General features: G+C 58.8%; 13 protein-coding genes and 2 pseudogenes. 7 read left to right on the top strand and 8 right to left on the bottom strand.

Annotated features, from left to right (window positions below):
• Window positions 1-414, top strand: a 414-nt coding sequence (locus CWO89_RS14550) for a tripartite tricarboxylate transporter permease (protein ID WP_207234480.1), incomplete at its 5' end; no start/stop codon positions are given.
• A gap of 4 nt (window positions 415-418) precedes the next feature.
• On the opposite strand, the gene CWO89_RS14545 is transcribed toward CWO89_RS14550, so the two are convergent.
• Window positions 419-1,612 carry a CaiB/BaiF CoA transferase family protein gene (locus CWO89_RS14545; RefSeq protein WP_130579482.1) on the bottom strand — a complete coding sequence of 398 codons (1,194 nt, stop codon included), beginning with the start codon at window positions 1,610-1,612 and terminating at the stop codon, window positions 419-421.
• 439 nt (window positions 1,613-2,051) lie between these two features.
• On the opposite strand from CWO89_RS14545, the gene CWO89_RS14540 reads away from it, so the two are divergent.
• Window positions 2,052-3,509, top strand: coding sequence for an MATE family efflux transporter (locus CWO89_RS14540; RefSeq protein ID WP_130579481.1), 1,458 nt, complete (start codon window positions 2,052-2,054; stop codon window positions 3,507-3,509).
• Window positions 3,510-3,524: 15 nt separating this feature from the next.
• Here the strand turns inward: CWO89_RS14540 and CWO89_RS14535 are convergent, their stop codons facing one another.
• The 6 genes from CWO89_RS14535 to CWO89_RS14510 form a co-directional block, all read right to left on the bottom strand.
• Complete coding sequence (locus CWO89_RS14535) at window positions 3,525-4,742, bottom strand: glycosyltransferase (RefSeq protein WP_130579480.1); 1,218 nt, start codon at window positions 4,740-4,742, stop codon at window positions 3,525-3,527.
• Complete coding sequence (locus tag CWO89_RS14530) at window positions 4,739-5,512, bottom strand: class I SAM-dependent DNA methyltransferase (protein WP_130579479.1); 774 nt, start codon at window positions 5,510-5,512, stop codon at window positions 4,739-4,741. Before CWO89_RS14530 ends, CWO89_RS14535 begins: the two co-directional genes overlap by 4 nt.
• Window positions 5,509-6,630, bottom strand: coding sequence for a DegT/DnrJ/EryC1/StrS family aminotransferase (locus tag CWO89_RS14525; protein ID WP_130579478.1), 1,122 nt, complete (start codon window positions 6,628-6,630; stop codon window positions 5,509-5,511). The genes CWO89_RS14530 and CWO89_RS14525 overlap by 4 nt, the downstream gene beginning before the upstream one ends.
• Window positions 6,627-6,950, bottom strand: a complete 324-nt coding sequence (locus CWO89_RS14520; RefSeq protein WP_245476281.1) for a cupin domain-containing protein — start codon at window positions 6,948-6,950, stop codon at window positions 6,627-6,629. The genes CWO89_RS14525 and CWO89_RS14520 overlap by 4 nt, the downstream gene beginning before the upstream one ends.
• A gap of 241 nt (window positions 6,951-7,191) precedes the next feature.
• On the bottom strand, window positions 7,192-8,370 hold the full coding sequence (locus CWO89_RS14515; RefSeq protein ID WP_130579476.1) for a CgeB family protein: 1,179 nt from the start codon (window positions 8,368-8,370) through the stop codon (window positions 7,192-7,194).
• Between the two features lie 66 nt (window positions 8,371-8,436).
• A complete protein-coding gene (locus CWO89_RS14510) occupies window positions 8,437-9,666 on the bottom strand; it encodes a hypothetical protein (RefSeq protein ID WP_130579475.1) in 1,230 nt (409 codons plus the stop codon).
• Window positions 9,667-10,617: 951 nt separating this feature from the next.
• On the opposite strand from CWO89_RS14510, the gene CWO89_RS14505 reads away from it, so the two are divergent.
• On the top strand, window positions 10,618-11,553 hold the full coding sequence (locus CWO89_RS14505) for a glycosyltransferase family 2 protein (RefSeq protein WP_130579474.1): 936 nt from the start codon (window positions 10,618-10,620) through the stop codon (window positions 11,551-11,553).
• 34 nt (window positions 11,554-11,587) lie between these two features.
• Window positions 11,588-11,716, top strand: a complete 129-nt coding sequence (locus CWO89_RS48845) for a hypothetical protein (protein ID WP_283813533.1) — start codon at window positions 11,588-11,590, stop codon at window positions 11,714-11,716.
• A gap of 103 nt (window positions 11,717-11,819) precedes the next feature.
• Here the strand turns inward: CWO89_RS48845 and CWO89_RS14500 are convergent.
• Window positions 11,820-12,603: pseudogene (locus tag CWO89_RS14500) on the bottom strand (IS3 family transposase); the annotation flags it as partial.
• Here CWO89_RS14500 and CWO89_RS47875 point away from each other — a divergent pair.
• The 3 genes and pseudogenes from CWO89_RS47875 to rfbB form a co-directional block, all read left to right on the top strand.
• Window positions 12,603-13,194 (top strand): annotated as a pseudogene (locus tag CWO89_RS47875) (integrase core domain-containing protein); the annotation flags it as partial. The pseudogenes CWO89_RS14500 and CWO89_RS47875 overlap by 1 nt on opposite strands.
• A gap of 222 nt (window positions 13,195-13,416) precedes the next feature.
• On the top strand, window positions 13,417-14,007 hold the full coding sequence (gene rfbC / locus CWO89_RS14480; protein ID WP_245476279.1) for a dTDP-4-dehydrorhamnose 3,5-epimerase: 591 nt from the start codon (window positions 13,417-13,419) through the stop codon (window positions 14,005-14,007).
• A complete protein-coding gene (gene rfbB, locus CWO89_RS14475; protein WP_130579471.1) occupies window positions 14,008-15,060 on the top strand; it encodes a dTDP-glucose 4,6-dehydratase in 1,053 nt (350 codons plus the stop codon).
• Window positions 15,061-15,243 lie beyond the last annotated feature (183 nt).

Genomic DNA, 15,243 nt, shown 5'->3' with positions numbered 1-15,243 from the left:
GAAAAGTGGGTACTAGTCCTGGTGCTGACGACGGTGCCGATCTTCGCCTCGATCCTGCGCGTGCCGTTTGCGGCGGTTGCGCCGATGATCGTGGTGTCCTGCGCGATCGGCGCCTACGCGATCCAGAACGCGATGTTCGACATCTGGCTGATGCTGGGCTTTGGCGTGGTGGGTTACGTCTTCAAGAAGATTGGCATTCCTCTGGCGCCGTTCACGCTCGCGTTAGTGCTCGGCAACCGTGCCGAGGATGCGTTCCGGCTATCGATGATCGGTTCCGGCGGCGATATGAAGGTGTTCTGGTCGAACGGGCTCGTCGGTTCGATCACGACGCTCGCAATCGTCCTGTTGTTCTGGCCCTTGATCGACAAGGCGCTTAGCGGCGCCACCCGACGGCTGCGGCCGGCGAAGGCGTAAAGCCTTATACGACCTTGCGCTGTCTGAGCTCGGCGATCTCATCTTTGCTGAAGCCGAACTCCGCCAGCACTTCGTCGGTCTGCTCGCCAAATTCCGGCGGGCGCGCCGCCATGGTGCTTGGCGTCCGCGAGAGCGTCACCGGCTGGCTCACCAGTCGGATGTGCCGGTTCTCTGTGTTCGGCACGTCCCGGGCGATGCCGAGATGTTTCACTTGCGCATCCTCGAACATCTGGTCGATGGAATAGATCGGGCCACAGGGCACGCCGGCTGCGTTCAGCTCGCTCACCCAGGTCTCGGTGGATTTCTTCTGTGTCAGCTCGTTGATCTTCGCATTGAGCGCGTCGCGGTTCTTGGAACGCGCCGGCGCCGTGGCATAGTCGGGATCGCTGATGAGTTCGGGAGCCCCGATCGCCTGTGCGCAGCGTTCCCAGATGCGTCCGCCTGTCGTGGCGATGTTGATGTAACCATCCGACGTCTTGAACACGCCCGTGGGAATCGACGTCGGGTGGTTGTTCCCTGCCTGCTGCGCCACTTCCTTTTCCATCAGCCAGCGCGCGGCCTGGAAATCCAGCATGAAGATCTGCGCCTGCAACAGCGAGGTCTGTACCCATTGACCCTCACCCGATACGTCGCGTTCCAGGAGCGCCGTGAGGATGCCGATCGCGCAGAACAGGCCGGCTGCAAGGTCGGCAACGGGAATACCGACCCGCATTGGGCCGCCGCCGGGCGCGCCGGTCACTGACATCAGTCCGCCCATGCCCTGCGCAATCTGATCGAACCCCGGGCGTTTGTGGTAGGGCCCGTCCTGGCCGAAGCCGGAGATGCTACCATAGACAATGCGCGGATTGATTTGGCGGAGACTCTCGTAGTCGATGCCGAGCTTGGCTTTGACATCAGGCCGGAAATTCTCAACCACAACGTCAGCCTGTTCGGCCAGCCGCTTGAATACTTCGAGACCTTTTGGATCCTTGAGATTGAGCGTCATCGCGCGCTTGTTGCGGTGCAAGTTCTGGAAGTCCGAGCCATGCCGTGGGCCGCCCGGTTGCTCGCCGCCAGCGTCCTCCGTCAAGGCATCGATCTTGATGACATTGGCGCCCCAGTCCGCGAGCTGCCGCACACAGGTGGGGCCGGAGCGGACGCGGGTGAGGTCGAGAACGGTGAATCGGGACAGGGCTTGCGATGCATGCGGGACGGGCATTACGGGGGGCTCCGGATCGAACGGCGGCGCTACAATAGCGCCGGACAACCTCCCGGCAAGGTCCGCCTCCCGCCGGCAACGGCATGGCGGACTTGATGTTTTGAGTGGGTTGGCGGGGATCGTGCAGGAAAGCGGCCGGGATCCGTTTTAGGGACACCCGCAAGGCTGGGTGCACTTTCCATATCCGGGTGGCCACTCCGCGCCAGTTGGCCTCTGTGGCCCGTTGTGGGCTGTGAGAGCCAGCTTGCCGCATGTTTCGGCACGAGGGCCAAGTATCGACATCCCATCGGGTTGCTGCTAGCCCCTCTGTACGCCAAAGAGGTCCCCGGACTTGATCGAAGAGCCAAACGCGCGCGGCAGAGAGAATGTCCCCGCGGGCATTTCGCCCCCGACCCGGGCACGAAGACTGCTTGCGGGTTGGTCCGCCAGCATTTTCCAGATGGTGCTCGGGATCATCCAGCAGGTCGCGCTGGTTCCTGTCTTTCTGCATTTCTGGAGCGGCGAGGAGCTGGCCGCCTGGTTCGTCATCTATGCGATCGGCAACCTTGTGCTGGTCGCAGATGGCGGCCTGCAGCTTCGTGCCATCAACCGCTTCTTCTCATTCAAGTCCAGCGTTGATTGCGACGGCCGCACCGCGACATTCTATGCTGCGATAATGCGACTCTACCTTTGGCTTAGCGTCGTGCTCGTCGGTCTGGTGCTGGCAGCGGTGCTGGCTGTTTCGCCGTCCACGGTGTTCCGGTTCGAGGCGATCGAGAATTTCGATGCTGCCTTTGTGGCGATGACGGCGGGTATGCTGCTCACGCTTCCGGCGGGTCTGGTGTCGGCACTCTATCGGGCGCGGGGCCTGTACGGCCGCGCTGTCTGGTTGCAGAGCTTCGGAACGCTGATCGGACAGGTCGCGCAGTTGGTTGCGATCGCTGCGACAGCAAGCTTGTTTGCCGTCACGTTCGCCTATGTCGCGATGCAGATATTGATTGCGGTCTATCTGATCACCATCGATGCGCCGCGCTTGCATCCATTCCTGCGCAAGGCGCGGGGCAGACGTCCGATACGCTGGATGGTCGGTCAGCTACGCAAGGCGGCGCCGTTCGGAATCGCTGGCGCGACCGAGCTGGCGCTGATGAACCTCCCGGTGCTCCTGGTCAGCGCGCTGGTGGCCGATCGCGTCGCTGTCGCACAATGGGGGTTGATCCGCGTTGCGGCTGGGCTATTGCGGGCGCTCTGCCTGCAGGTGACTCTTCCGCTGGCTGCTGAACTCGGCCACGACTATGCTGTTGGTGCGACCGAACGGTTGCGCGTGCTCTATGCCCGCGGTTCGGTATTTGTGGCGGTGCTCGCTAGTGCGGTCGTGTCGGGACTGTTGCCGTTTTGGCCTGATTTCTTCGTGCTCTGGACCCGCGGCGCCATTCCCTACGATCCGTTGCTGGCAAAGACGATGCTGATCGGCACCAGCGTGGCCGCGCCCGCGATCCTGGCGCTAAGCTATGCCAATTACAGCAACCGGGCCGATCTTCTTGTACGCAGCAAGGGGCTGCAGCTCATTGTCTTTCTCGTCTTATCGCTGCTGCTGATCCCGCAACTGGGCCCGCTGGGCGCGGCGGCTGCGATCGTAGCGAGCGATCTCCTGGTTCAGTTCGGCCTGTTGACGCTTGTCATCATGCGTCAAACGCTCAAGCACCCGTTCCGTCACCTGATGTTTCTGGCGGGGGTCATGGGTGCGACGATAGTGGCTGGATGGGGGTTGGGAATTATGATCCGTTCCACGATACCCTGGACTGGCATGCAGCGCTTCGTCGCGGAATGTGCGATCTGGCTGGCGGTTGCAGGAGTGGCGGCGATCCCCCTGCTGATTGGAAATATCCGCGCAAAGACAATCGCGATTATTCCCCGATAGGAACGCGTGCGGTCCTCAATAGATCCGAGGGTAGCGGCGGTATCGAAGTCTCAGAAGGTGTTGCGCGAACTCGCGATGTCCGTCGTGGATCTGGCGCGCAAAATATTCGAGCCTCTCTTTGCCCGCGGTGGCGAGCCGGGCACGTTCCTCGGGTAGGCTGGCCTTGACGATGGCTTCTGCCAGCGAAGCGGGATTGTCGTAATCGAACAGAATGGCGGCATCGCCGGCTTGCGCCTCGAAGTCTTCGGGATAGATCACGGGCGTGCCAACCGACCAGGCTTCGAGCGGCGGCAGATTGGTCGGACCGAAGTAGCTTGCCATCACCAGTGCTGCTGCGTTGCGATAGAGCGGGGCGAGTTCGATAGAGGGAACAAAGCCGAGGATACGCACGCGGTCGCCAAGGCCGAGTTGCGCGGCCAAGGCTTCGATTGCGTTACGCGAACCGCGATCCGATCCGCATAGCACCAGCGTTGTCTGTATCCCGTGCTTCTGCAGCAAACTCATCGCCAGCAGGATGGTTGCGTGATTCTTATGAGACCAGAACTGGGCGGGGTAGAAGAGATAACCGGGCTCTAGGCCGTACTTTCGCAGGATCGCGGCGTCCGCGTCCGTTTGCTCGCCAGCCGAAATCGAGCGTGCCACATAGGGTGATGGCGAAAACGGGATACAAACCGCGCGATCCTGTTCCATCGCGTAGCGACGGCACAGCGCATCAATCACCTCTTTGGCGTTGGCGACGACCAAAGCCGCCTTGGTGCTGGCGCTGCGAAAGACGATTTCGCGACGTTCGAACTCGGCGAATTCACGCGCCTCGTCGAATTCCGGCGAATCGCGATGGCAACCGTCGAATATCGTGATGATGAAAGGCAGCTTGTAGAGCACGAGTTGCCAGTTCGATGTCGTCAGGAAATAGACGATATCGACATGCTCCCGGATCAGCCGCTTCTCCAAGGGCGGGCATAAGTGCAACGCGTACTGCAGGAGGTCGAACCACCCGCAATATTTCAGGAACAGGAACAGCCGGTCGAACCAACCAATCCGCAACAGCGTGGCCTCGATGCCGAGTTCGGACAGGATGGCGATGTTGTTGGGCTGGGTGGTGAAGACGGTCACGTCAATATCGACTGTCTTCGCCCAGCCGCGGAGCCATGCGATATCGCTAAGCCCTTGCTGGAAGCCGCCGCCGACCTCGAGTGGCAACTCCAGCACGACGCCAACGTGAAACTGCTTCACAGTTGAACCGTCTTTTTCCTGGCGATGGAATAAGCCGCCCAGTCTCGCGAGTTCGGCGGGCTGGTCGTCGACAGCCACGCATAGTGACCGATTGGCTCGAAACCGGTCGCGCCGAGAAGCGCCTCGACCTCGAACGGAAACCAGTAGCGGAGGTAGTGTGCTTCGTCGATCCGATGGATCGTCGATTGCGCAATGTCCTCGCAGAACAGCGTGTAGTTGACCTGAACGGTCGCGCTGGCCTCATTATGGTTGGACTGGGCGATCCGGGTGATGCGCAGCGGCGCGCGTTCGACGACCTTGACGCGGGTTTCAACGCTTTGCGCGAGTACGGCGCCGCCATACCAATAGTCGAACAGGAGAATACCGCCCGGCTTGAGTGCGATGGCTGCACTCGCCAGCATGTTCTGAAGTCTTCCCCGGCTGGTCTGGTAGCTCGCCACATGGAACAGGGCGACCGCGGCGTCGAAATCCCGCTCCGGGCCGGATTCGCAGACGTCCCCCTGCCGAAATCGAACGTGTTCCGAACCGCCTCCCGTACGCGCCTCGGCCCGGCGGATCATGTCTGCGCTGATGTCGACACCGGTGACTGTCCATCCCATGCGCGCGAACTCATGGGCGTGCACGCCGGTGCCGCAACCGAGATCGAGCAACGTACCGGGTGTAGCGCCATGACGACGGAGTTGCACGTCCACAAAGGATGCTTCCGCGGCATAATCCTTGTCCTGATAGAGCAGGTCATACCACGGCGCGTAGCGTTCGAAGGCGCTCAAGCAAGGATCTCCTTCAGCGCCTGTGCGGATCGCACCATCTGGTCGTCCGTCAATCCAAGGCCGCTCGGAAGATAGAAGCCGCGGCGCGCGATCCGTTCCGCGTGAGGATGCGAGTCGCTCGCGAACAGGCCGGCTCTGCGCAGGACGGGCTGTTCATGCATGCACCAAAAGAAGGGACGGGTGCCGATGCCCTTGCCGGCGAGCCGGCGCATCGCTTCCTTGGCGTCGAACTCGACCGCGTCTTTCAGGACGACGCCATACACCCAATAGATGTTGTCAGCGTAGTTGGTACGGGGGATAGGGCGCCGGATCAGATCGACCCCTTCCAGAAGCTCGTCATAGCGTCGGCCGGTCCGGCGCTTGATGTCGATCATCTCGCCTAGCCGCTCGGTCTGGGCGACGCCGAGAGCGGCCTGCAGGTTGGTCATGCGCGCGTTCCATCCAAGCTCGTCATGGACAAAGCGCTGCTCGGGCTTGAAGCAGAGATTGCGGAGACTGCGCAGCCGGTCGGCGAGTTGCGCGTCATCGGTCAGGATCATCCCCCCTTCGCCTGTCGTGACGTGCTTATTCGGATAGAAGCTGAACGTGCTCACGTCTCCAAAACTGCCGCAGGGCTGGCCGCGATAAGTCTGGCCGTGCATCTCGGCGGCGTCCTCGATCACGCGAAGGTCATGCTTGCGCGCAAGCTCAAGGATCGGGTCGAGATCGACCGGCAGGCCATAGATATGCACCACCATGATCGCGCGGGTTCTTGGCGTGATCGCCGCTTCCACTGCGTCCGCAGTCATGTTCCAGGTGTTCGGATCGCAGTCGACCACGACGGGAACAAGTCCGGCGCGGACCACCGCGGATGCGCAACTGATGATCGTAAACGTCGGAATGATGACTTCGCTGCCCGGCTCGAGCGAGAGCGCGTGAACGGCAATATCGAGCGCAACGGATCCGTTGGTGACGGCGACGCCGTGACGGCGTCCCGCGATCTGCGCCATAGCCGACTCAAAGCGTGGAATGAACGGACCTTCGGAAGATATCCATCCGGTGCGAACGCACTCGGCCAGATATTCAGCTTCGTTTCCGTTCAGGAGTGGGGTGTTGACTGGAACGAAATCCTGCGTCACGCAATCGGACCCTTGATCCGCTTCACCACAGCCGGCGCCTCGGGGAAGCGCGTCTTGTCGCCTTCGCCCGCATAGGGACCCTGCTTGATTTCAATCATCTCAAGCGGTTCCAGCACCTCGAATCCATGGGCGCCGCTGCAAAGAAGAATGATGTCTCCGGCCGAGAGCACGCGGCTCTCCAGATATTCTTCGCTCTCGGTGTAGAAGTCGACCTGCAGCTTGCCTTTCTGGATCACCAGCACTTCCTGGGTGTAGTGAACCTCGCGCGTCACCTTGTTGTGCCGATGCGGAGCAATGCTCTTGCCCTTTGGGTGGCTCATATAGGCAAGCTGCTGCGACAATTCAGGCGTGGAGAAAAATGTGATCCCCGGTTCCCGAAAGGAGGCGCGAACAATGATCGCGTAAAGCTGATCGTTAAAGCGACAGTGTTCGACGCTATCCATCGGCCGGCCGAAAAAGGTGAGTAAAATCAACCGCAAAGCGGCTATTTTGAGGGCAATGTGGCTGCTTTGCCCCCCGGCGTCAAGGAAATATTCCGTCCATCCTGTCGCGGCGGAGGGCTCACGAATTTTCGACGGCTGCCAGGATTCCGCGGGTTCGTTCGCGGTAATTGTGCGCCGTCAGCGTGCGGCGCTGACCGGCAGCAGCGATCTCCTTTCGCGCCGCATCGTCGGCGAGATATCGCTCGATCTTTTCAATGCAGTCGTCGATCGAGCGCCACGCCACGACTTCGCGGCCCGGGTCGAACAGCGTGTGCAGATTCTCCTTGAGGTCGGTGAGCAGAAACGTGCCGACGCCGGTCGCTTCGAACAGCCGCACATTTCCGGCCTCCTGGCCGGCCATGTCGATGTGGGAGTTCAGCGTGATGCGCGAGCGCCGTAGCGCCTGATACATCTCAGTGCCCCAGGCTTCGCCTTGAAAACGGCGATGCAGGGGAGAGGAGGCGGGGAGGCCTGGCGCGATATTGCCGAACAGTTTGAGGTCGTAGCGCGCGGCAACCGCCTCCAATAGTGCGATCCGTTGCTGATGATCGGCTGAGACGGTGCCGACGAAGGAGATGTCGACATCCTGCGCCGGCGCCGGAGGTAACGCATCGAGGATGGCGGGCTCGAAGGCGAGATGGCTGACCTCGGCGCGGACGCCCTGGCCTCGGAAAAACTCGACCGTGGCGACCAGTTGGGAGATCAACAGGTCATAAACCCGCCAGTCCTCGCCACGGGTCGGCGAAATCCCGATCTGGCCGACCAGTTTAGGCTTGCCAATTCCCTTGATGCGACGCATCAGCGGGGTATCGATGTGAAACGTATCCTGGTTCAGCACCAGATCCGGCCTGAAATCCTCGATCTGGGCGAGCAGGATTTTTTCTGCCTGTGCGTCGAGCTTTGGGCTGAGTCCAATCTTGCGAGCGAACGGCCTCAACATCGGCTTGAACGGCGCGACCGCCTGCAGCAGCCAAGCAGGAAGCCTGTTGCTGGCGCCCATGGCCGGCTCGGAGACTGCCACGGCCATGCCATGCTCCCGCGCCCAGGCTGCCTGCAGCCAGGGGTTATTGACGTGGATCTCCGCTGCGGAGTGGCTCAGCGCGGCGAAATTCCTCGAGTAGAAGTCGGCGACACCGAACAGGCTGTTGTTGCGTGCGGCCATTTGCGTGGCGTAGGACGCATTCGCAAGGCCAGCCTCGCGGCGATAGAGCCAGGCCAGGAAGCTCGGGTAGTCCGCATTGAGTATCAGGATACGCATGATTTGCTGGATGCGCGGGACACGACGCGTCGAGCCGGTCGCGCGGAATCGAGTTTCTCCTCAGCACTATTCGCTGACGGAATGAAGGTTGTGCGGCGTAATGTACCAAAGCAGATACAGGATCGCCAGACCATGCGTTAGCAAGACAGTCGACAGCGGGACGTTGAGCAGGACCTGAGCCACGATCGCGCTTGAGGTGAGAATAAAGCGCGGCGGGAATCCCGCAGACAGCCGGCTCCCCAGAGCAATGATCAATCCGCACAGGAAAATGGCAACTGGAGCAAGATAGGGGCCCGCCGACGCAATGCCTTCAGTAGCAAACAACGAGGCATTGAAGAAACCAAGGTGGTAGGTTTGCTGCATCAGCACGGACAGCGGCTCTTGATACGCGCATGACACAAAAGGTTTGATGATCCAAATTTGGCAGAAGTGGGTAAAGCCGTGGGTTGAAAAATAGTGGCTGTAGAAGTCCAAGGCCGTGGACGGTATCGCAATCATTCGAAAGTTCACGAGCAGAAAGTAGGACGTGGCTCCGAACATCACAAGGAGGATTCCGGAGAGCGTCGGCAGAAGCAACGAAAGGACTATAGATGTTCTGGCTTCGAGGAGCGAGGCCAACAGCGCCATGAAGATAAGCCAAAATGGCGCGAACAGGGCCACCTTTGCCAGAGTGATAGGATAAAGAAGAAGCAAGAGCAATAGAGCAGCTGTCGCGCCCCAACGGTTCCTGCGCTCGAGAAAAGCCGCGAACGCGAATGGTAGAAGGACGGTCGAGTTGATCGAAAGTAGATACCTTAGTGGGCTCGGAAAATTGAGATCGTTTCGGAAGTCATAAATTGATAAAACGCTCACTAGCCTGAAGTTGTAGTAGGCGCCAGCCGCCACTGTGACTGCGGCGACCAGGAGTATGAAAGTTAATGCCGTGTCGCTACCCCGCTTTGAGAGCACAAACGTCTGTTTGATGGGCGACGAAATGAATAAGGCAGGAAGAACAAACGCAAATGTGGAGGCCGCAACAGAGGCCCCGTACAGTATGTGGTCATAGTTTAGGTCTGAAAAAGAATTCAGCCACATGTACCCGAGCGCCATCATGTAAAGGTAGAATGCGATGACGTAGCCAAAGCTGATACGCGCCAGGCAAAAAAGAATCGCGAAGGGTGCCACAATCCCTGCGCAAAGAATTGCGGTCAGCAAGTTGTTCGCATCATACCGTATATGAAAGGCGGCGGGATCTAACTTGGCCGGATCAAGTAACGGGACAATCGACTTGACCTTTGCGATAGCAACGAGATTCAAGCATTGAATTGCGATTTGAGCGCTCAATAGGACAAACAAACCATAGAAAGCGCACTTATGAGTGAGCACCAAATGAACTTTGCTGATTCTGGTCTGACCATGGAGCATGGGCTTGAAAGCAATCGGTTGCGAGTGGCTAGCAGTCGAACTAGTGTCGTTCTTGCATCCTATCAGCTTCGCTAACATGGCAGAAGACGGAGTAAGCTTCTAGGTGTGCTCAAGTATTCTGATGTGAGCCGATGGATACTGAAGAACTGTACCGGTAGGTCGGAGCAAATACCAGTGCAATCAGGCGGAGCTTTGGTTCTAGAGTATACGCGCACGGCCACCTCGATCGCCGTCGTTCCAGATGGAGAAACCATGTGAGTAGGCATACAATCGTCTCCGAACTCGCCCGCCTGTAGGGGGTAACTTTCAAAATTGTCTGTGCCATGTGATCTGAGTAGGGAAAGGAGCAATCTCAACGGCGCAAACTGTGAGATGTGAAGGCCGACTCTCCCGACAGAAGGGGTCGTAGTTCAGGTCTGTGAAGCAATTGAGCCAGAGATACTCGATACCGCTGTCTTCAGGTGGAAGCCTACAAAATATCCGATCGTAGGGTGCGAAAGTGAAGCTGATTCCGACAAGCGCGTAAGCCGGAATGATAGCGATCGCAATGGGAAGTCGCTTGACCTGAAAAAATGGGAAAGGTTGGAGGGGCGGTGTTCAAGCTAGTGGCCGAGGCGGGCAAGACCAGCGATATGCAGCAGGCCAACAATGTGGATGAAAAGCAATAAACCGCGAGCGACGTCGCCGATTCGAAAATGATCCTCAAACTCTCCTCGTCAAGCCCGGAAGTTGCTTGTAGGAGCATGGGGAGTGTGCCGAGAACAGCAATAACCTGCCTCAAGAACCTTGGAGACGAGCACATGTCGGGTTGTGCGGTTGGCCATGGGAAGCGTTGGACGCAACATGCTCGCTAGGGACCAGAAAATTGTCATCCTGCTCGCAGCATTCAACGGAGCAGAGCACATCACTGAGCAGCTAGAATCCTTCGTTGCGCAATCACACCGAAACTGGGAGCTCGTGGTTTCGGATGATGGTTCGACCGACGAGACGATCGATGTAGTTCGGCGGTTCGGATGTGCCGTACCTCAGAAGGTTAGTCTTATCGAGGGGCCTCGTCGGGGTTTCTGGCAAAACTTCCTGTCTCTCCTGAGATGGGCGCAGCAATCGGACGGCGATCTCTTTGCCTTTAGCGATCAGGACGATATTTGGTTGCCCGAAAAATTAGAGAGAGCCGCGAAATGGTTGGCGGTCAATGGGCCATCGGAAGTGCCGCGTCTTTACTTTAGCCGGACGGCCCTGATCGAAGAGGATGGAACGCCGGTGGGGCTATCGCCTCTATTTCGACGCCCGCCGAGCTTCCAAAATGCGCTCGTGCAGAACATGGGGGGCGGCAATACTATGGTTATGAACCGAGCGGCCATGCATCTGCTGGCTCAAACTCCACACGATGTGAACTTGATTGCTCACGATTGGTGGACCTACCAGATCGTGACCGGGGCCGGCGGGAAAGCCTTCTATGACCCCGTTCCGAGCCTCAAGTACCGGCAGCATGAACGCAATCTAATTGGGTCAAACAGGGGGCCACGGCAGCGTCTTGTAAGGGCCATGGCTTTTGCAAATCGCCGGATGAAGAGCTGGAATGATGTAAACTTGGAAGCCCTGGACAGGATGCGGAGCCAGCTTTCTCAGCCCGCTTTGACCACGCTGGACCGTTTCGCGCTCGCACGGCGGAGCGCGCTGCCGCGCCGCATTTACCTGCTGCACCGATCCGGAATCTATCGCCAGAACGCGCGGGAGACCATTGGAGTGTTCCTCGGAGCCATCTTCGGGTTGATATAGTCTATCTAAGCGACCGCGTTGCCGCGGAGTAGGTTTGCAGAACGACTTCGATCTCGCGGGCCTTCGTAACGTGCGCTCGGTTTATCCAGATGGTCTTGGTGCAGCACCGCCGGCAATGTCGGCGGTGTGCGAAGCCAGTACCATTATTGCCAGCCTGACCTGAGCTCCTTCTTGCATCCAGAGAAGAGCAGAGTCGAAGTTGATTGCAGCCTCAGGTTCACGTCCAGCTCCTCTCCGAGGTGATGGATTTGACCTTGCCCCCAAGTTTATTCAGTCCTGAGTTCGTCCCGGGCGTTGGGTTTGCTCGGATGGGCGGTGGTAGCGACGGGAGCTGGCGTGGCGCCCTCAGCATAGCGCAGCGCCAGATCCGGCGCGAGTGGCAGGTCAAGGCGAACTCGGACCGGGTTCGATATCCGAGTTGCGAGTGTGGTCGTGTGTCGTTGTAATCGGCCCGCCAGAATCCGGCGGCAATGCGAACCTGGGCCAGTGACGTGAACAACGTCTCGTTCAGGAGTTCGTCCCTCAAGCGCCCATTGAAGCTCTCTATGAAGGCACTCTGCATAGGTTTTGCCCGGCGTGATGTCGATGCCATTCGACGCGGCTGTGATCGGCCCATGTCAGGATGGCATTGCTGGTGAGTTCGCTGCCGTCGTCGCTGACCACCATCTTCGGCTTGCCGCGCTCGATCATCAGTCGGTCCAGTTCCCGCGCCACGCGGATGCCGTAGAGCTAGGTGTCGGCCACCAGCGCCAGGCACTCGCGGGTACAATCATCGACGACGGTCAGGATGCGGAAGCGGCGGCCGTCGGTAAGCTGATCCGACGCAAAGTCGAGCGACCAGCGGTCGTTCGGCGTCATCGGCACCAGCATCGGCGCCCTGGTCGCGATCGCTCGCTTGCGATCGCTACGGCGGCGCACCGACAGCTTCTCTTCCCGACAGAGCCGGAAGAGCTTCTTGTGGTTGATCAGATAGCCCTCCCGCTTGAGCAGAACATGCAGCCGCCGATGGACGACAGCTTTCCGCTTCCCCGCAGGTGCAAACGGGCGCTGGAACACGGTCCCCGGTGGCGATCCTGCAGGTTGCTAATCAACGTTGGAGCCTGGACTTCCTACCCTATGCGATAACTGACGGCCGTCGCTTCCCCATCCTGGCAATCGTCGACGACTTCGCGGGAGAGTGTCTGGCGTTGGTCGGCGATACCTCGCTGCCTGCTCTGCGGGTTGTGCGCGAACTCGATACCGTCATCACAGTTCGCGGCCGACCCACTCTGATTGTCGCCGCCAACGGCAGCGAGCTGACCGGCATGGTGATCCTGCGCTGATCACAGGACTGGCACGTCGAGTGGCACCACATCGCGCCTGGCAAGCCGCAGCAGAACGCTTTCGTGGAGAGCTTCAATGGACAGCTGCGACGAGTTGCTCAACGAGACGCTGTTCAGCTCACTTGGTCATGCCCGCGAGGCCCTCTCGCTTTGGAAGGATGACTACAATACGATCAGACCACACAGTGGCCTCGGCAATCTCGCACCTGCGGCTCACGCCAAGATCAGCACCCCGCCATGCAAAGGGACGGACGGGACGCTGCGCTACACCGGGGGCCCCCGTCCCGTTGCACCACCGAGCCAACAGGGCTCAAAATGAAGCAACGATTCTTGCCATAGCTGGACGAAAGGCGGGGCTCAGCTCAAAAGGCATAAAAGCTTAGATATCAATGAGATGCAGAAATCTTAAGCCCGTCAGGTCGACAACAGCTGGCTGGCGCCCTTGCTATCGAACACGTCCCTGGATGTAACGAGCATAAAATATCGGATTGACCTCGGGTCCTGAGTAAGGTTGTAAAGGCGGCCGATTACATATTCTAAAATGGCGGCACGCCTTATGCAATTTGAGCGATTGAAGATCCCCGAGTTGTTGCTGGTGTCGCCGAAGAAACATGGCGATCAGCGTGGATTCTTCTCCGAAACCTTTCGCGCGGATAGCTTTGCGGCTCACGGGCTGGAAGTAGCGTTCGTTCAGGATAACCATGTTTACTCCGCGCAGAAAGGAGTGCTGCGGGGGTTACATTTTCAGTTGGCTCCACATGCCCAGGGTAAACTTATAAGGTGCGAGCGCGGGGCGATCTACGACGTCGGCGTTGATATCAGGGTCGGTTCGCTGACCTATGGGTGCCATGTCGGGGTTGAACTATCTGCAGAAAACTGGCGCCAATTATGGGTCCCGCCGGGCTTTGCCCATGGTTACGTCACGCTCGAGGAAAATTGCGAAGTTATCTATAAGGTCACGGACTATTACACGCCGGAGTGCGACAGTGGCCTTGCGTGGGATGATCCGGCGCTGGGCATAGATTGGCGGCTCGCGCACGCTGACATCACTCTGTCAGACAAGGATGGAAAGCATCCGGGCCTCGCAAGATGCGCCTCCAGCCTTTCACTTTGGTCAGTAGGAAATCTATAAATGCGCGTACTCGTGACGGGTGGGGCTGGCTTCATTGGATCGGCTGTTAGCCGTCATTTCATCGCAGATCTGGAACATGAAGTTGTTATCGTCGATAAACTGACCTACGCTGGAAATCTTGCATCGCTCGCGCCGGTTGCATCTCGTGATGGGTATGTTTTTGAAAGGCACGACATTTGCGACGTCGCCGCGATCGATGCGATCTTTGCCAAATATCAACCCGATGCCGTGGTTCATCTGGCTGCCGAGAGCCACGTTGATCGTTCGATTTCCGGATCGGACGTGTTTGTGACAACAAATGTCATGGGCACATTTACGCTTCTCGAGGCCGCGCGCCGCTATCTCGCATCGTCGCGCAAGGCAGCTGATTTCCGTTTTATCCATGTCTCGACTGATGAGGTCTATGGCTCTCTTGGCGACGACGGATTGTTTACCGAAACAACACCGTACGATCCGAGTTCTCCCTATTCAGCCACGAAGGCCGCCTCCGATCATCTCGCAAAGGCGTGGCAGCGGACCTATGGCTTGCCAGTTATCGTATCGAATTGCTCGAACAACTACGGCCCGTATCACTTCCCGGAGAAGCTGATTCCTCTCATCATTCTCAACGCCCTCGATCGCATGCCCTTACCAGTCTACGGTGATGGCTCCAACGTGCGCGATTGGCTTCACGTGGAAGACCATGCGCGCGCGCTCGGGCTAATCCTCGTCAAGGGCCGTCCTGGCGAAACCTACAATATCGGCGGCCGCAACGAGCGGAAGAACATCGATGTGGTTCGTCAGATTTGTTCTTGGATGGATAATTTCCGGCCGATCAATCATTCGCACCACGACCTCGTATCCTTTGTCACTGATCGACCGGGCCACGATCGGCGTTACGCGATCGATGCAAGCAAACTGGAAAGCGAATTGGGATGGCGCGCACGGGAGACCTTTGAGACCGGTATTGAAAAAACCGTCCGTTGGTATCTCGATAACGCCGACTGGTGGAAGCCCTTGCGTGACAAGGTTTATAGCGGTGAGCGTCTTGGTCTTGGTCTCGTAAAGGCGTAAGGCAATAATGCGGGTGTACGTAATTGGGGCCCAGGGCCAGGTGGCAAGGTCTCTGCGTGAAGCGGCTAGGCTGTCCTTTTGGCAGCAACTTCGTGCGTACCATGTCGCTTAGCAGGTGAACGCGATCGGTCCCGCGTGGTCGACGATTCAGATCGGATGTCCGACCTATGCGCCCGATATCGC

Origin of the sequence: Bradyrhizobium sp. Leo170 (assembly GCF_004296405.1) — a bacterium.
Taxonomy (GTDB): domain Bacteria; phylum Pseudomonadota; class Alphaproteobacteria; order Rhizobiales; family Xanthobacteraceae; genus Bradyrhizobium.
This window is presented reverse-complemented; position numbering and strand designations above follow the sequence as displayed.